Origin of the sequence: Acinetobacter sp. NIPH 1852 (assembly GCF_022549455.1) — a bacterium.
Taxonomy (GTDB): Bacteria; Pseudomonadota; Gammaproteobacteria; order Pseudomonadales; family Moraxellaceae; genus Acinetobacter.
Genome location: NZ_JAKZGG010000014.1, coordinates 39,549 through 57,201, shown reverse-complemented (window position 1 = coordinate 57,201; position 17,653 = coordinate 39,549). Strand labels below are relative to the sequence as shown.

The window sequence follows — 17,653 nt, the reverse complement described above, 5'->3', positions numbered from 1 at the left end:
CTAAGCTTGGCATAGCATTTGCAAATTACCCCGTGATGCAATTTAAAACTTAAATCAATTGAATATCTAAATCATGGGGGAGATCAATATGATGAAATTTGCATGTAAGGCTGTTGCTTTAGGGGTAATTGCAACAGCATCAACTTTTACTTTAGCGGAAGAATCGAAGCTTCCATTTCCAGGTGCACTTTCAGGAAATATCAGTGTTGTATCCAGTTATAACTTACGCGGGATGACCAATTCACCTGAAAGTGATACACCTGCGATTCAGGGTGGGCTTGATTATAGCCATGACAGTGGATTTTATTTGGGTTACTGGTTTTCAACATTGACTGCGGCCTATGCTGATTTTAATACATCACCGACTTATGTACCCAAAGAGAAAAAGTCATTCGAAAATGATTTCTATGCGGGATATAAAGGCAAAATTAGCGATGACTTGGGTTATCAAATTGGAGGAACGGTTTATTACTATTACCCGGGTTGGGAGTCTACGGGTTACGAAACGATTGTGGGCCTAAGTTATAAAGATTTCACAGTGACAGCTCAAACGCTTTTGAATAACGTTACTTTTGGTAATAAAGGTGACACCTACTTTTTAGCAACTTATGCACCAAAACTCGCAGGTGGGTTCACTGGTAAAGCGCAAGTTGCAGCGTATTATTATGGTGATGATGATGAATATTTAACTTATCAAGCCAAAGCGGGTGATGTCACTAAAACTGATTTTGCTTTCCGACACGCAACTTTAGGTGTATCACATCCGTTAGCTGAAACAGGTGCAACTTGGAGTTTAGATTATATTTTTGGTGGCTACACGCGCGATGAAGCCAAGCAGAAAAATAAAGTGGTTTTAGCGTTAGGCTATGCTTTTTAATCATAATAACAATCAAAAGCGACCGATATGGTCGCTTTTTTTTAAGCGTGATTGCCTCGATAAGACAGTGCCTCTGTGAGATGAGTACTCGTGATCATGTCACTTTCAGCTAAATCTGCAATTGTTCGAGCAACACGCAATACTCGATGATAGGCCCGAGCGGAAAGATTGAGACGTTGTTGTGCCATTTCAATGATTCTTGCAGAGCTATCATCTAAAAGTGCATATTGCTCTAATAACTTCGGAGAAAGCGCTTGATTTAAACACTGTTGTCGCTGAATCTGCTTTTCATACGCAGTGATGACACGTTGGCGTACAATTTCAGAGTTTTCAGTGGGTGTTCGATCTTGCAATTCTTGTGCTTGCAAAGGTGGCACATCTATGTGGAGGTCAATACGGTCTAATAATGGTCCTGAAATACGATTTTGATAACGTTGAATACTTTCAGGTGAACATTGGCAACGGCTGTCTTGATTAAAGGCATAACCACAAGGGCAGGGATTCATTGCCGCGATAAATTGGAAGTTGGCCGGGAAAGTCATTTGTCTTGCCGCACGTGATATCACAATTTCTTTAGACTCAAGTGGCTGGCGTAATACTTCCAGCACTTTACGATCAAACTCAGGCAGTTCATCTAAAAATAATACGCCTAGATGCGCCAGTGTGATTTCGCCGGGTTGGGGTTGTGAGCCACCCCCGACCAATGCAATTGCGGATGCAGTGTGGTGCGGTGCTCGAAAGGGGCGTTGTCCAAAATGATGTTGGGTATTTGCAACCGAATAGATGCTCGCAACTTCTAAATTTTCCTGAGCATTGAGTGGCGGCAAGATCGAGGGTAATCTTGATGCAAGTAAGGTTTTTCCAGTGCCAGGTGGGCCTTTAAACAGTAAAGAATGTCCCCCTGCCGCTGCGATTTCGAGGGCACGACGTGGACGTAACTGACCTTTAACATCTGCCAGATCAAATTGATAGCCAGATAATGCCGCATTTTTTTGCTTAGGTGCTGCTGTTATTTGTGAATTGCCCGAAAAGTGTGCACAAACTTCTTGTAAATGATTCGCTGCATAGACATCAAAATTTGGAAGTTGATTGGCTTCATCTAGATTTGCAGTGGGAAGCAACAAGCGATGTTGGCTCTGTTGGCATGCCATTGCGATCGTCAGCGCTCCTGAGATTGGACGCAAATGCCCATCTAGTGCAAGTTCGCCAATAAATTCAAAGCCCTCTGTACTATTTTCAGGGAGTTGACCAGAAGCGATTAGGATTCCTAAGGCGATGGGTAAGTCTAGTCGTGAGCCATTTTTAGGAAGATCCGCAGGTGCAAGGTTAATGGTTAAGCGTTTGGTTGGAAACAAAAATCCACTGTTAATAATTGCAGAGCGAACCCGATCTTTACTTTCTCTCACTGCGGCTTCAGGCAAGCCGACAATGGTGAGAGAGGGTAGCCCTGAACTAATGTGGACTTCAACTTCGATTTGAGGGGCGTGTAGCCCCAATAAACCCCTTGTATAAATTTTGGCGAAAGACATTTTATTGTTGTTCCATTGTGGTGCTTTATTTTTAGTCATTTTACGGTGCTGTTTGCACCGTGTTGGTGCTTATTTTTTGTTCTGTACGATTTCTTCAAGTGATTTCATCTGTTGTTGTAGCTCAGTGAGGCGTTGGTTAGCTAAATTCAAGGCTGTTCTCTGACGATCGAGCTCTTGCTTCGAAACGAGGTCTAACTTTTCGATACTTTCATTGAGTAAAGCACGTAAATTTTTTTCTAAGTCTTTTTTGGGTTGATCAACTTGCTGCAAAATAGCCTGTATAAGAGTTTCAATCATAAAGTGCTCAATCGTTTATGTGTATTTGTTGCTCAGTGTATCATTGCTTGCGGCAATCCTCTAGCGCTGTTCAGAACAGCTTGATGGGTGACTGCAAGATTCAGTTAAATCTTGGTAAATAGAACTTATTTTCGATTGAGGATCTACATCTCTAAGCGTAAATAGGTTATAAAGAAAACTGATGTCCAGTATTTGAACCCCCCTAACCTTCCAATATTGGCATGAAAATTGAACATAAAACCTTACTGGTGAAAATAAGCCGAAGGAAAACACACATGAAGCTTGTAACTGCAATTGTAAAACCATTCAAATTAGATGATGTTCGTGAAGCACTCTCTGATATTGGTGTTCAAGGGATTACCGTAACTGAAGTCAAAGGTTTCGGGCGTCAAAAGGGACATACTGAACTGTACCGTGGTGCAGAGTATGTTGTTGATTTCTTACCGAAAGTAAAAATTGAAATTGCGATTAGCGATGAAATGGTAGATGCAGTCATTGAATCTATTACGCGTGTCGCAAGCACAGGAAAAATCGGTGATGGAAAAATCTTTGTCACTAATTTAGAACAAGTCATCCGTATTCGTACTGGTGAGACTGGACCAGATGCTGTCTAAATTGGCATAAAGTTTGCTGAGTTAGAAATTAAGAGACACAGCTCACAAAATGAGGTTGGGGGACACGAATGAAAAAAATGCTTATGGCGCTCAGTCTATCTGGCGCACTCTTAGGTGGTTCAGCGGTTGTTTGGGCCGAGCCAAATCTAGAACAGGATGCTGTTGCAACTGAAGCAGTCGTCTTATCTACGACTACTGAGCTAGCTGGTACACCTGATGTTGTTGAAACTGAAACTGAAGCTGTTGCAGTGACAGAAGAAGCAGTTGAAGCTGTAGATAAAGCTGACACAATGTTGATCTTTGTATCGACAGCTTTAGTCTTGTTTATGACCTTGCCAGGTTTGGCATTGTTCTATGCAGGTATGGTACGCCGTAAAAACGTTTTATCTACGATGATGTATAGCTTTGGTGCCGCAGCCGTTGTGAGCGTCGTTTGGGTCATCATTGGTTATTCCATTGCCTATGGTGAAGGAAATGCCTTTATGGGCGACTTCAGCAAGGTTATGCTGACGGGTATTACAGCAGAAACAGGCGGGGCATTACCTGAAATTATTGATGTCATTTTCCAAATGACCTTTGCGATTATTACGGTTGCGATTATCAGTGGTTCTGTCGCAGAACGCATGAAGTTCTCAGCATTTATGATCTTTTCAGCACTTTGGGTTGTGTTGGTCTATGCACCGATCTGTCATTGGGTTTGGGGTGGTGGCTGGTTAGATGGCAAAGCACTTGATTTCGCGGGTGGTACAGTTGTTCATATTAATGCTGGTGTCGCTGGTTTAGTTGCTGCGTATATGATCGGTAAGCGTGTCGGTTTGGGCAGAGAATCTATGGCGCCGCATAATCTGACACTCACTTTAATTGGTGCAAGCATTCTTTGGGTAGGTTGGTTTGGCTTTAATGGCGGATCTGCTTATGCAGCTGATGGTACTGCAGGTATGGCATTGGTTGTAACTCAGGTAGCTGCTGCAGGTGCTGCATTATCATGGTTGCTTGCAGAGCGTTTGGTACGTGGTAAAGGTTCTGCTTTAGGCGCGGCATCTGGAGCCGTTGCTGGTCTAGTGGTGATCACCCCTGCGGCTGGTTTCGTGACAGTAGGCGGCGCTTTAGCAATGGGCTTGATCGGTGGTGTGGTATGTTTCTGGTCAGTTACCGTACTCAAACGTATGCTTAAAGCAGATGATTCTTTAGATGCATTTGGCTTACATGGTGTCGGTGGTATCATTGGTGCAATCTTGACTGCAGTGTTTGCAAGTGAATTTATCATGGGTGATGATGCACCGAGCAATATGTTGGCACAGTTATGGATTCAGGTTGAAGGTGTGCTTGCAACGATCGTATATAGTGCAGTAATGACCTTTATTATCTTGAAAGTGATTGATCTTGCGATTGGTATCCGTGCTAGCGCTGATGATGAGCGTACAGGTCTTGACTTGAGCCAACATGGCGAACGTATTGAATAATTAAATGTAAAAATACAATTCGACAAAACGAACAGCCTTGTGCTCCTGCACAAGGCTGTTTTTTTGTGTGGTGATGGCTAGTTCAGCAAATGAAGAAACTTTGCTACACTTAGCCAAAGTGAGTAAATAATTGCACAACTATGCATTGTCCATTTTGTAACGCTGCTGATAGTAAAGTCATCGACTCCCGTTTGGCTGCCGAAGGCTGTCAAATTCGCCGTCGTCGTGAATGTACGATTTGTGGTGAACGCTTCACCACCTTTGAAAGTTATGAAGTGGTGATGCCACGCGTGATTAAATCCGATGGTAAAAGCGAACCGTTTGATGAAGCGAAATTACGTCGCTCACTCATGCATGCTTTGCAGAAACGTCCTGTGACGCAAGAGCAAATCGAAACGGTGCTCAGTGATATTCAGTTGCAGATTCGGCGTTTAGGCGAACGCGATGTCAAATCAAGAATGATTGGTGAAATCGTGATGCAGGCATTATTTGCATTGGATCATGTCGCTTATGTTCGATTTGCCTCGGTTTATCAAGATTTCCAAGATGTAGAAGCATTTCGTCATCAGATTGAGCAAATGCAACAACGTGAAAATGAAGCCTAAATTAGAGAAATCATGTCTGAGCTAAACCAAGATCAAACGTTTCAGGATCAAGCTTTTCAAGATCAAGCTTTTCAGGATCAGTATTGGATACAACGAGCAATTGATTTAGCTCGACTTGGACAATATTCCACCAAACCAAATCCGAATGTGGGCTGTGTCATTGTAAAAAATGGTCAATTGATTGGGGAGGGCTATCATCCCAAAGCAGGACAACCACATGCCGAGGTTTTCGCCTTAGCGCAAGCAGGTGAACATGCCAAAGATGCAACCGCTTATGTGACTTTAGAACCTTGCGCACACTACGGTAGAACTCCGCCTTGCGCTGAAGCACTGGTCAAGGCACAAGTCAAAAAAGTTGTGGTGGCATGCTCTGATCCAAACCCACTGGTGGCAGGTAAAGGGGTGAAAATCCTACAAGATGCGGGCATTGAAGTCGAAACAGGGATCTGTACCGAAGTTGCGAAAACTTTAAATTTGGGTTTTCTAAAAGCCATGTCAACAGGTTTACCTTATGTCCGTTTGAAAATTGCCTCAAGCCTCGATGGGCGTACAGCAATGGCATCGGGTGAGTCGAAGTGGATTACTGGAACAGCCGCACGACAGGATGTACAGCATTGGCGTGCGATTTCAGGCGCTGTGATTACTGGGATTCAAACGGTTTTGGCAGATGATTGCGAACTGAATGTTCGTGCATTAGCAGGTGTTGACCTTACAACGGTTGTTCAACCGAAACGAATTGTGCTCGATCGACAAGGACAGTTACCTCTCACCGCCAAGATCTTACAGAATCCTGAAACGGTCATGGTAATGACCCCATTTCGTCAAGAACTTGCCGATTTAGGCGTGATACAATTGGCGCCGCAACCTTTAAATCAGTTATTGCAAACCTTATCTCAACAGCATCAAATTTATGATGTATTGGTTGAGGCAGGTGCGACTTTATCGACGGCCTTTTTACAACAAGGTTTGGTTGATGAAATGATTAGTTATGTTGCACCAACTTTACTTGGTCAGTCTGCTCGATCAATGTTCAATGCGAAATTGAGCGAAATGGCAGAGCAGCTTCGTTTTGAATTGGTCGATGTAACCCAACTTGGGCAAGATATTCGCCTAAGATTGCTCCCTACCCAAGAGATGATATGAATCCTGAAGCATCGGTTTATCACAAACGTCGCCATGCGGCGCGTACCACTGACGAATATCTTTTTCATCAGCTCGTACCTTATCTGGGTAATAAGCGCCGACTCCTTCATCTGATTTTAGAAGCGCTTGAGATTACGGGAACACTGAATAGTAAGAAAAAGAATCCACCAATTTTTGCTGATTTCTTTGCGGGCAGTGGTGTGGTTTCTCGTTTGGCTCGCCAAAATGGTTATCGTGTGATTGCCAACGATTGGGAACCTTATAGCCATGCCTTAAATCACGCGATTTTGGCATGTACCGATGCGCCGGCATTTAAAGAATTAGGTGGCTATCAAAAAGCGATTGATATTTTAAATCGACTGCCTGAAGTGAAAGGCTGGGTAACGCATAATTTATGTCCTCGCAATGATGATATCTATGACCCTGCCCGTGATCGATTGTTCTTTAAACGTCGTAATGGGATGAAGATTGATGCGATTCGTCAGCAAATTGCAACTTGGCAAGCGCAAGGTGCGATTAATGATGTAGAAATGAGTGCGTTACTTGCACCATTACTGTATTCAGCCAGTTTTGTTAGTAACACCAGTGGCGTATTTAAAAGCTTCCATCAGGGTTGGGGCGGCAAAACGCAAACGGCATTGGAACGGATTGAGTCGTTATTGTGGTTAACACCAAGTCGTTTTTGCGAAATTGGAGAGAGTAAACGACCTGCCGCAGAAGTGTGGTGTGTCGATGCACAGCATTTAGCCAATCAAATGAGTGGCTTTGAAGTGGATGTAGCGTATCTTGACCCGCCGTATAACCAACATGCCTATAGCAGTAATTATCATGTTTTAAATGCCCTGACCTTGTGGGATCAAAACGACTTACCCTCACCAGATACCAAAGGTTTTAAAAGCGGTATTGATCGGGCGTGGCGTAAAGAGCGTCCGAGTTCGTATAACTCGTCTAAACATGCTCAAAATGCTTATGAAAAGTTATTGGAAACCATCAATGCGCGTTATATCTTGACCAGTTATTCGACTGATGGAAATATTGAGCCGAAAGATTTACTGACCGCCAATTTAAAGCGCGGAAAAGTCACTTTGCTGACTCAAGACGTGCCGCGTTATCGCGTCAGTAAGCAGCGACAGTCTGAACGAGCACGGGTGCTTGAGTTTATTGTGATCACCGACACCCATGCAAAATCAGGTCCGCCATTGCGACAGTTACTGGGTCAGCTCTACCACTTTGCTGAATTGGGTGGTGTGGATACCTCAGGGAACAGCACTCAACTTGCACTTTGGTAAGGTCTAACAAACACCACTTTATAAACAAAGTGGTGTTTTTATATGTAGATGTGCTGTGATCGGTAAATATAATCAATTAAATCGTATTTTTAGATAAGTGACTGTTTTTGTGATTATTATCTTATATTTTTGAGCTGTATTTTGACTGAGCAGAATTTTCGTCAGAATTGCTTTACTTCGGTTTTTATTTAAAATAACCATAAAATACATGGATATATGAGAAATTAACTTATATTCTTAAACTCGATACATTGCATTTTAAAAATTAAATAAATTTTACTATTCGGTTAAAAAAACATTGACCCAATATCAAAATAAATATAATTTTCCGAGCTCATTTAGGGTCTTATCGATGAGAAGCGATAGCCAAGAGAGGTTGTTATGAGTCGCTCGGAACCCACTTTGTTGGGACAATGTATCGCTGAGTTTTTTGCTACTGCGGTTTTTTTATCATTTGGTATCGGTGTGGTTGCTGCGCTCAAGCTAACAGGTGCAGGGTTTGGCCAGTGGGAAATTAGTGTGGTCTGGGGTTTGGCGGTTGCATTAGCAGTCTATCTTTCAGCAGGCATTTCTGGTGCACATCTCAATCCAGCAGTCACCATTGCATTGGCATTATTTGCGGGCTTTGATAAAAGGAAAGTGCCTTTCTATATCATAGCGCAAGTTGCAGGTGCTGCGGTTGGGGCATTACTGGTCTACGGACTTTACAGTAATTTATTTATCGATTATGAACAAAGCCATAACATGGTCCGAGGCAGTGTTGAAAGTTTAGAATTGGCGGGAATTTTCTCGACTTATCCGCATCATTTACTTTCAATGGGGCAAGCGTTCTTGGTCGAAATGTTTATTACCATGTTGCTATTGTGGTTGATCATGGCAATAGGTGATGATCAAAACGGCTTGCCACGTGGCGCTTTAGCGCCGTTATTGGTGGGTTTATTGGTTGCGGTGATAGGTGCTTCTTTTGGTCCTTTAACTGGTTTTGCCATGAATCCTGCCCGTGACTTTGGCCCTAAAATCGTGGCTTATTTCTCAGGTTGGGGACCTGTTGCCTTTACTGGCGGTCGTGACATTGCATACTTTATCGTTCCGATGACCGCGCCGATTGTTGGGGCTTGCTTAGGTGTACTTGGTTATAAATTATTCTTTAGCCATTTTTTAGTGAGTGATCAAGTCGAAGTGCCAACCACGGTTGAAAAGCAAATCTCGGACATGTAAGTGTAATAAAAAGAAGGCGCTGAAATAAGAGCAGGGTGATCAGATGATCGCCCTTTTTGATTTGGCGGCATTTGCGTCAGCGTCGCTTGTTATCTCAAGTTCTTTGCATTAAGGTATCTTGATTCGCTGAGACTCGTACTTGAATGAAGGTAGGTTAAAAGTCACATGTTTACAGGCATTATTGAAAGTTTAGGCAAAGTTGAAAGTCTGCAAAGTGTAGGTGGTGATGTTCGTCTACGAATTCAAACTGATTTGGATATGTCGGATGTGCATTTAGGAGATTCTATTGCCACTAACGGTATCTGTTTGACGGTGATCGAGTGGGGCGAAAATTGGTATGCAGCCGATGTTTCCCGTGAAAGCTTAAATCGTACCACCCTAGGTCAATGGAAAGTAGGGCAAGCGGTCAACGTGGAAAAAGCCATGTTACCCACCACACGTTTTGGTGGGCATATCGTCAGTGGGCATGTCGATGGCTTGGGTGAAATTACGGTCTTTCGTCAGGATGCGCGCTCATTGTATTTTGAAGTGACAGCACCAGTTGAGTTGGCCAAATATCTGGCAGAAAAAGGCTCGGTGACGGTGGATGGCATTAGTCTGACCATTAACCATTTACGTGGCAATATTCTTAGCTTGAATTTGATTCCACATACCGTTGAACGTACCAATATCGGTTCTTGGCAAGTTGGTACTAAAGTAAATTTGGAAGTGGACGTGTTAGCGCGTTATATCGAGCGTTTATTGTTGGGTGATAAAGCTGCCGAGCAAAAACCTGAATCTAAACTCAGTATGTCTTTTTTAGCTGAAAATGGTTTTTTGAAATAAGATTTTAGGTAAGGAAAAGCCCAGATCGACTGGGCTTTTTTGTCTTTATTTTTCGTTAGAAAATTCACTATTTTTCAGTATATATTCAATTTCATCTTGAGCGAGCGAATGCAGTTTGGCTCGAAATACCGTCACTGCTTGTTCGATCAAACTTTCTGCTTCTAATTCAAGTCGAACCCGAACACTTTCTAGCTCAGATAGAATTTGATGATCCTCAATGACAAGCTGTTGTCCCGAAGCATAGTCAATGCTCGGTTGCTCAGGATTGCTTTGATACCGCTCAGTTTGTTGCGCAATCTCTTGATCAATATGACTACGCAATGCAACGAGATTTTCAGTTTGTTGAGCAAATTGATGTGCTTCATCTGCTTGTAGCTGTGCTGCATACGCGGCTTCCGCAGCGCGTTTTTCAGCGAGGGCCTTTTCTAGTGCTTGCTGTCTACGAATACGAGCTTGCTCGATCAACTCGGCTTTGAGGTCAGCATAGGCCTTTTCGATGCGTTGCTGAGAGCGTTGTGCGGCATGTTCCTCATGTTGTGTCCAAGTTTGAATCAGGGTTTGTGGCAACAGTAGATCACAGATACGTGCTAAATCTTCCTGATAAGTCTGACGGACAGTTTCAGGGGTATTTAACCAACGTTTCTTAAAGTCCTGACCAACATTTAATGCCACAAGACACTCCTCAAATGATGTGATTGCATGCAGATTTATAATTTAAATGTTCGGGCTTCAATACCTAAACGCCGATACTGTTTAAATTTTTCTCGCCCAATCTGTTTCGCGGTTTCATTATTTTCAATAATCTCGATAATGTGGCGAAAATCTTGATTGAGTTCAAGTGCATGATTGTTAAAATTAAACACGATCCAATCATTGGATGGTGGTAATTGCTCTGAAATACAGACCGCATTATTGGGTTGATGAATGCCGTGAGGAATGAAGCTAAGCGGATCAAAAGTCCATAGCTTTTCATCTAGCTCAGTTTGGAGCGCTAAATCAGGACAATACCACCAAATATGCGGATGCTGATTTAGAATCTTTCGACATAAACGGCAAGCACTTTCGACTTGCCGTTCTGCACTTTTTTCAAAGAGGTAAAAGCTGATTTGGGTCATGTTTTTAGCTATTCGTTTCAACACGATTTGCTAAGAACTGCATCAATAATGGCACTGGACGACCCGTTGCACCCTTGGCTGCACCTGATAGCCATGCTGTTCCCGCAACATCAAGGTGTGCCCAACGGTATTCACGTGTGAATCGCTCAAGGAAACACGCTGCAGTAATTGCACCACCATACGGTCCACCGATATTCGCGATGTCGGCAAAAGGCGAGTCGAGCAATTCCTGATATTCTTCCATCACAGGCATACGCCATACGCGGTCAAGCGACTGTTCGCCTGCATGTTGTAAGTCTTGTGCAAGTTCGTCATCTGGCGTGAATAAACCACTGACCACTTTACCCAGTGCGACCACACATGCACCTGTTAATGTTGCAATATCAATCACCAGTGCAGGATTGAAACGTTTGATATAGGTCAATGTATCGCAAAGAACCAGACGACCTTCTGCATCGGTATTTAAGATTTCAATGGTCTGACCACTCATACTGGTGACAATATCACCGGGACGTGTCGCACGACCTGAAGGCATGTTCTCGGCGGCTGCGATCGCACCAACCACATGAATCGGCAATCGTGCTTCACAGAGTGCCTGCATTGTACCCAAAACGGAGGCCGCACCGCACATATCGAATTTCATTTCGTCCATGCCTAAGCCCGGCTTTAGTGAAATACCACCTGTATCAAAAGTCACCCCTTTACCGACCAAAACGACAGGTGCTTGTTTGAGTTGGGTGTTGTATTCAAGGGTAATGATTCGTCCTTCACGATCAGAACCTTTGCTGACGGCTAAAAAGGCATTCATGCCTAAGTCAGCCATTTGTTGTTCGTTCAGCACATTCACGGTGAGCAGATCAGGGTATTGTGCAGCGAGGGCCAGTGCTTGATCAGCGAGATATTCAGGGAAACAGATGTTGCCCGGGCGGTTGCCTAAATCACGGGCATAGTTTTGTCCAGATTGAACGGCATGAATCAAATTCAATTGTTGATCATTTAATGGACTTTGATCGGCTACAAGCTGGATGCTGTCTAAGACAAATTCATTTTTCTTAGATTTGAATTCATCGTAAGCATAAGCCGCTTGAGTTAAATTTAAAGCGAACAACTGATGTAAATCAGCAGGTAGCGCTGACAGATCTACAGTGATTTGTTTAAATTTATTTTGTGATGATTTGATAATCGTTTGTGCGAGTTTTGCTAATTTTATCGCTTTTAACTCAGTCGTTTTTCCAAGACCTAACAATTGAGTGTTATTTTGAGCAGTAACTTGAGCAATTAACGGCAGGTTTTCGTTAAAGCCAGCTTTGAATTGTGTAGCAGTAAGTATCTCTTCTATTTGATTGATTTTATAGCTGTTTAGCTGTTGTTGTAATTGTTCAGAATCAACCAAAATCCACAAAGATTCACTTGGCGTTTGCGCTGGGAATGCGCGATGAAGGGTAAATTTCATTGTTTGTATAGAACCTAATGGACAAAAAATAAAGTGAATCCCATTAAACACTTTCAGATATGAGGTTGCAATCCGCAACACGCGATAGGTTTTATATTTTTAACATTCGGGTAAACTAGCATTACCCCTCGATTGGTCTATTTTTGGAAGCATTACTTTGATTATTCGGCGTTACCTCGTCAAACAAGTGGTGTCCACTTCACTGGTTGTGACTGCCTTACTTACTTTAATTATTATGGGCGGTCAGCTCATCAAGATATTTGGACGAGCTGCACAAGGACGTTTGGATGCTGGTGTTCTACTCAGCATTATTGCCTATCGTTTGCCAGAATTCTTAACTTTGATTTTGCCATTGGGCTTTTTTATTGGTCTGATGTTGGTCTTTGGTCGGCTCTATGTCGATCATGAAATGGCGGTACTCAATGGCAGTGGGGTCAGTCGGAATCAATTGACACGACTCTTGTTGCCGATGAGCTTTGTGTTTTTGATTGTGCAAGCGATATTGATGTGTTGGGGTGCATCCGCGGGCATCAGTGGCTATCAAAATCTGATGCAGACGCAAGCGGTGCGCGCAGGTTTTGATTTGGTGAGGCCAAGAGAGTTTATTTCCTCGGGATCTTATACGATTTATGCGGGGTCGCTGTCAGAAGATCGGAAAAAGCTAAAAGATGTATTTTATTATTATAAGTCTGATCGCGACGATAAACCTGATCAAATGATTTTGGCTAAAGAAGCGACTCGGGTAGAAATGGAAAATGATACCGCCAGTGTCGTTGATTTGGTGCAAGGTCGACGTTATGAAATCTATCCAAACCAGCCACGATATACCCAAGCTGAGTTTCAATCTTATCGTTTACGCTTAGAAAATGATAAAGATGTGAATTTTGAAAGTGAAAATGTTGAAGCCTTGTCGATGGCGAAATTATGGCAAAAACGTGATGATTTTGTGGTCAGAAGTGAGCTGGGGTGGCGTATTTTCGGTCCATTTGTCATGCTTGTGGCCTTGTTGCTTGCGGTGGCATTATCTGAAGTGAATCCACGTCAAGGACGATATTATCGTTTGATTCCTGCGATTTTTATTTTCGCTAGTTTGATTGTGTTAATGATTGCGATTAAAACTCGGATCAGTAAAGCAGAGTTAGACGTTTGGGCGTATCCAGTGGTATTGCTCATTTACGCAATGGTCGCGGCAATTTTTGCACGGAAACAAAAATTGGCACCCAAAATCAAGAAAAGTATTCAGCGAGTGGGGTTGTAATGTTAGCACGTCGTATCATCGCCAAACATGTCACAAAAACCACAGTCCTCGCCATGCTGGGTACAACGCTGGTGTTATCTTTCTTGCAGGTGTTATTTACCTATCTCGGTGAATTAGGCGCGCTGAAAGACAGTTATAATGCATGGCAGGCCTTCCTTTATGTGATGTGGGGTGCGCCGCGGTATCTCTATGAAATTTTACCTGTTGCTGCATTGATTGGGTCGGTTTTGGGGCTAGGGGCATTGGCTTCAAATAGTGAACTCATCGTCATGCGTTCAGCTGGGATCAGCCTTTGGCGGATTGTGGGCTGGGTGATGCGTTCGGCACTGTTGTTGATCGTATTGTCGTTTGTTTTGAGTGAATGGGTGATCCCGTATACCAATGAACAAGCACAAAGCATCAAAAAGCAACGGAGTGTTGCTGCTTTAGGTGAGGTCAAAGGCTATTGGTCACGTGAAGGGCAGCGTTTTGTTTATATCGACTATGCCAACGCACAAGGTCAGCTACGTAATATTCAATCGATTGATTTTGATGAAAACTATCGCTTACAGTCTTTTGTGACTGCTGAACATGGCAACTTTGTCAAAGATGGGCAATGGACCTTAGAACAGGCACATCAAGTTGATTTATTAGCCCAAGGCAATGCCATCAAAACAGATCATGCACAACAGGCGTTGGCTTTGGCACTTCAACCGAAATATGTACATATGGTGACCTTAGACCCAGAAGATCTCTCTCCAAGTCAGCTGATTAGTTTTATGCGCTATATGGAGGAATACAGCCAAGTGCCAAAAACCTATGAATTAGCGTTTTGGCAGAAAGTTGCATCGCCGTTTGCTTTGATTGCGTTAGTGCTGATTGCATGTTCTTTCATTTTTGGTCCATTGCGCCAACAATCAATGGGTTTTCGTTTGGTGATTGCCTTATTTACAGGTCTAGGCTTTTTCTACCTACAAGACTTTATGGGTTATGCGAGTTTGGTCTATGCACCTTCACCTGCTTGGTTTGTATTATTGCCGGTGGTGTTGATGTTTAGCATCGGTAGTTATTTATTGTATCGAGCAAGATAAACAATACTTTATTGATCCATTATTTCCCTGCTGTAGATGGGTGAAAGCCAGCAGCAAGGTCATAGAGAATTTGCTTAAATTTCGGTAAACTATGCCGATCAAATGATAGACACACAGAGAGCCCATTATGACGGATGCAAATGCTGGTAAAATTCCTCACGTTCTTGTAATTATGGATGGTGTAGGACATCGCGAAGCAGTCGAAGATAATGCGTATTTAGCCGCTAAAACGCCAAACCTTACAGCGATGAAAGCTAAGCATCCGAATAGTTTGATTTCTGGTTCAGGTGAAGATGTTGGTCTTCCTGATGGTCAAATGGGCAACTCAGAAGTTGGCCATATGAATCTTGGTGCTGGACGTGTGTTGTACCAAGATTTTACCCGTATTACCAAAGATATCCGTACGGGTGCTTTTTTTGAGCATGAAGTCCTGATCGATGCAGTTGAAAAAGCCAAAGCTGCCAATGGTGCAGTGCATGTGATGGGGTTGCTCTCTGAAGGTGGTGTGCATTCGCATGAAGACCATATTGTTGCGATGTGTGAACTCGCTTTGAAGCGTGGCGCAACGGTTTATTTACATGCATTTTTAGATGGTCGTGATACGCCACCACGTAGTGCCAAACCATCATTAGAAAAATTAGATGCTTTATTTGCACAATATCCAAATCAAGGTCGTATTGTTTCGATGATTGGCCGTTATTTTGCGATGGATCGTGATAACCGTTGGGGTCGTGTTGAACAAGCTTATCGTTTAATGACTGAAGGTGAGTCAACTCGAGTTGCAGCTAACGCAGTTGAGGGTTTGGAACAAGCGTATGCTGAAAATGAAAATGATGAGTTCGTTAAAGCAACACGTATTGGTGATGTTGTAAAAGTACAAGATGGCGATAGTCTGGTCTTTATGAATTTCCGAGCTGATCGTGCGCGTGAAATTACCCGTGCTTTTGTTGAAAAAGATTTTGCGGGTTTTACACGTAAAGTTATTCCTCAATTGTCAAAATTTGTCATGCTGACACGTTACCAAGCCAGTATCGATGCACCGATTGCTTATATGCCTGAAGGGTTAAAAAACTCGATTGGTGAATACCTGTCGAGTTTAGGCAAAACTCAATTACGGATTGCTGAAACTGAAAAATATGCACATGTGACCTTCTTCTTTAGCGGTGGGCGTGAGGATGAGTATACGGGTGAAAAACGTATTCTGATTCCATCGCCAAACGTTGCAACCTATGATTTAAAACCAGAAATGAGTGCCTATGAAGTCACGGATGAGTTGGTCAATGCAATAAACTCTGGTGAGTTTGATCTGTTGGTGGTGAACTATGCCAACGGTGATATGGTTGGACATACGGGGATATTTGACGCTGCGATCAAAGCCGTAGAAACCGTGGATACTTGCTTAGGTCGTGTTTATGATGCTGTGATGGCAAACAAAGGGCATATGTTAATTACTGCTGACCATGGTAATGTAGAGCAAATGCAAGACTATGTCAGTGGACAAGTACATACCCAGCATACCACTGAGTCAGTTCCATTTATCTATGTCGGCCCTACCCAAGCCACCATTGCTGAAGGTGGTATCTTGGCTGACGTTGCACCAACTTTACTGCATTTGATGCAGATTCCTGTACCTCCAGAAATGCAAGGTAAGAACTTAATTACTTTACAGTAATTTCCCCCTTAATCGCGCTTTATACAGCGCGATGCTTTAGAAGGTGAACGTATGACTCAACACAACAACATTTATCGAGCACTATGGGCAAGTTTGTTGATGTGTTGGGGCGTTACACTTCATGCTGCCCCTCCTTCTGGATGGGGTGATGATAGTACATCACCTAGTGCCGAAGTGCCGATTGAGTCGATTCAACAATTTGTACAGATTTATGGCATTGTTCGAGATAACTATGTTGATAAAAAATCAGATGATGCTTTATTTCAGCAATCGATTAAAGGTTTGGTGAGTGGCTTAGATAATTATTCTCGTTATTTATCTGCTGAAGAATACCGTCAACTGATTCAATATACCGAAGGTGATCTGGCTTCGGTCGATTTTAATTTAAATTATGATGCGCATACAAAATTGTGGCAGATTCAAGGTCTAAAAACAGGCTCTGATTCGAATAAACTAGGTCTGCGTAATGGGCAGGCGATTGTTAAAATTGACCATCAAGAGTTAAAAAACTTAAATCAAGATCAAGTCCAAGGGTTATTGTATGGTTCGATTGGCAGTACCATACAAATTTTGCCAGAAAGCAATATAAGTACACTGATCTTGGTCAGAAATAAGAAAGTAGAAACAGATATAGAGCCAGTTTTATTACACAATCAAGTCTTAGTCCTTAAAATTAGAGTGTTTCAACAAGATACAGCCAATGAAATTAAGCGACTCATCGAAGAGTTTGGTTCACAAAAATTAAAGGCTGTAGTGTTAGATCTGCGCAATAATCCGGGTGGTCTACTTTCAGCCGCAGTTGAATCGGCAGATTTATTTTTGGATCAAGGTCTGATCGTCACAACCAAGAGCCGTTCCGAAGGTGATCAGCAATTTCAGGCGCTACCATCGAATGAGTTCCAAAAGCTTAAATTAGGAATCTTAATTAATCGACGTTCAGCATCTGCAGCCGAAGTATTTACCGCCGCATTAAAAGATCACAAACGTGCATGGGTGGTTGGAGAAAATAGCTACGGCAAAGGCGTCGTACAAAAACTGTTTCCATTGCCGAGTGGTGCAGCGCTACAAATGACCGTGTCGCATTATTACACGCCGAAAGATCAAATGATCGAAGGGCAAGGCATTCAGCCGAATCAAAGCTATGCGTTGCAGCCTGAAATGAAAGAAGATTATTATTTAGAGCATATCAGCGAATTGGTGCTGAAAAGTAAACCTTAATGCAATG

Annotated in this window: 17 protein-coding genes; 12 read left to right on the top strand and 5 right to left on the bottom strand. The window is 42.8% G+C overall.

Annotation, left to right across the window (positions count from 1 at the left end; all coding sequences use genetic code 11):
• The first annotated feature begins 88 nt into the window (after positions 1-88).
• Positions 89-877, top strand: coding sequence for a TorF family putative porin (locus tag MMO38_RS12010; RefSeq protein WP_241323677.1), 789 nt, complete (start codon positions 89-91; stop codon positions 875-877).
• Between the two features lie 41 nt (positions 878-918).
• On the opposite strand, the gene MMO38_RS12005 is transcribed toward MMO38_RS12010, so the two are convergent.
• Entirely contained in the window at positions 919-2,406 is a 1,488-nt protein-coding gene (locus MMO38_RS12005) for a YifB family Mg chelatase-like AAA ATPase (protein ID WP_241323696.1), read from the bottom strand.
• A gap of 69 nt (positions 2,407-2,475) precedes the next feature.
• A complete protein-coding gene (locus tag MMO38_RS12000) occupies positions 2,476-2,703 on the bottom strand; it encodes an accessory factor UbiK family protein (protein ID WP_005194655.1) in 228 nt (75 codons plus the stop codon).
• Positions 2,704-2,978: 275 nt separating this feature from the next.
• Between MMO38_RS12000 and glnK the strand changes: the two genes are divergently transcribed.
• From glnK to MMO38_RS11965, 7 genes are all read left to right on the top strand, one after another.
• Positions 2,979-3,317, top strand: coding sequence for a P-II family nitrogen regulator (gene glnK, locus MMO38_RS11995; RefSeq protein ID WP_000780326.1), 339 nt, complete (start codon positions 2,979-2,981; stop codon positions 3,315-3,317).
• A gap of 68 nt (positions 3,318-3,385) precedes the next feature.
• Entirely contained in the window at positions 3,386-4,780 is a 1,395-nt protein-coding gene (locus MMO38_RS11990) for an ammonium transporter (RefSeq protein ID WP_241323676.1), read from the top strand.
• A gap of 140 nt (positions 4,781-4,920) precedes the next feature.
• The gene (gene nrdR / locus MMO38_RS11985) at positions 4,921-5,385 is read left to right on the top strand and encodes a transcriptional regulator NrdR (RefSeq protein ID WP_004668188.1); all 465 of its coding nucleotides are present in this window, start codon (positions 4,921-4,923) and stop codon (positions 5,383-5,385) included.
• A 12-nt stretch (positions 5,386-5,397) separates the two neighbouring features.
• A complete protein-coding gene (gene ribD, locus MMO38_RS11980) occupies positions 5,398-6,528 on the top strand; it encodes a bifunctional diaminohydroxyphosphoribosylaminopyrimidine deaminase/5-amino-6-(5-phosphoribosylamino)uracil reductase RibD (protein ID WP_241323675.1) in 1,131 nt (376 codons plus the stop codon).
• The gene (locus MMO38_RS11975) at positions 6,525-7,817 is read left to right on the top strand and encodes a DNA adenine methylase (RefSeq protein WP_004668195.1); all 1,293 of its coding nucleotides are present in this window, start codon (positions 6,525-6,527) and stop codon (positions 7,815-7,817) included. The genes ribD and MMO38_RS11975 overlap by 4 nt, the downstream gene beginning before the upstream one ends.
• Before the next feature lie 381 nt (positions 7,818-8,198).
• Positions 8,199-9,035, top strand: a complete 837-nt coding sequence (locus tag MMO38_RS11970) for an MIP/aquaporin family protein (RefSeq protein ID WP_241323674.1) — start codon at positions 8,199-8,201, stop codon at positions 9,033-9,035.
• A 165-nt stretch (positions 9,036-9,200) separates the two neighbouring features.
• Positions 9,201-9,860, top strand: coding sequence for a riboflavin synthase (locus MMO38_RS11965; protein WP_121930607.1), 660 nt, complete (start codon positions 9,201-9,203; stop codon positions 9,858-9,860).
• A gap of 45 nt (positions 9,861-9,905) precedes the next feature.
• Here the strand turns inward: MMO38_RS11965 and MMO38_RS11960 are convergent, their stop codons facing one another.
• From MMO38_RS11960 to MMO38_RS11950, 3 genes are read right to left on the bottom strand one after another with little or no spacing between them, the layout of a single operon-like run.
• Positions 9,906-10,532, bottom strand: coding sequence for a hypothetical protein (locus tag MMO38_RS11960; RefSeq protein WP_241323673.1), 627 nt, complete (start codon positions 10,530-10,532; stop codon positions 9,906-9,908).
• A 35-nt stretch (positions 10,533-10,567) separates the two neighbouring features.
• Positions 10,568-10,975, bottom strand: a complete 408-nt coding sequence (locus MMO38_RS11955) for a DNA polymerase III subunit chi (protein WP_005194665.1) — start codon at positions 10,973-10,975, stop codon at positions 10,568-10,570.
• Between the two features lie 4 nt (positions 10,976-10,979).
• A complete protein-coding gene (locus MMO38_RS11950) occupies positions 10,980-12,428 on the bottom strand; it encodes a leucyl aminopeptidase (RefSeq protein WP_241323672.1) in 1,449 nt (482 codons plus the stop codon).
• Positions 12,429-12,585: 157 nt separating this feature from the next.
• Between MMO38_RS11950 and lptF the strand changes: the two genes are divergently transcribed.
• From lptF to MMO38_RS11930, 4 genes are all read left to right on the top strand, one after another.
• Positions 12,586-13,686: an LPS export ABC transporter permease LptF gene (gene lptF, locus MMO38_RS11945; RefSeq protein ID WP_241323671.1), complete on the top strand. Its 1,101-nt coding sequence runs from the start codon at positions 12,586-12,588 to the stop codon at positions 13,684-13,686.
• Positions 13,686-14,756 (top strand): LPS export ABC transporter permease LptG, encoded by a 1,071-nt coding sequence (lptG, locus tag MMO38_RS11940; protein WP_241323670.1) that lies wholly within the window; start codon positions 13,686-13,688, stop codon positions 14,754-14,756. Before lptF ends, lptG begins: the two co-directional genes overlap by 1 nt.
• A gap of 127 nt (positions 14,757-14,883) precedes the next feature.
• Positions 14,884-16,428: a 2,3-bisphosphoglycerate-independent phosphoglycerate mutase gene (gene gpmI, locus MMO38_RS11935; RefSeq protein WP_241323669.1), complete on the top strand. Its 1,545-nt coding sequence runs from the start codon at positions 14,884-14,886 to the stop codon at positions 16,426-16,428.
• A 51-nt stretch (positions 16,429-16,479) separates the two neighbouring features.
• Complete coding sequence (locus MMO38_RS11930) at positions 16,480-17,646, top strand: S41 family peptidase (protein WP_004668208.1); 1,167 nt, start codon at positions 16,480-16,482, stop codon at positions 17,644-17,646.
• The last annotated feature ends 7 nt before the right edge of the window (positions 17,647-17,653 follow it).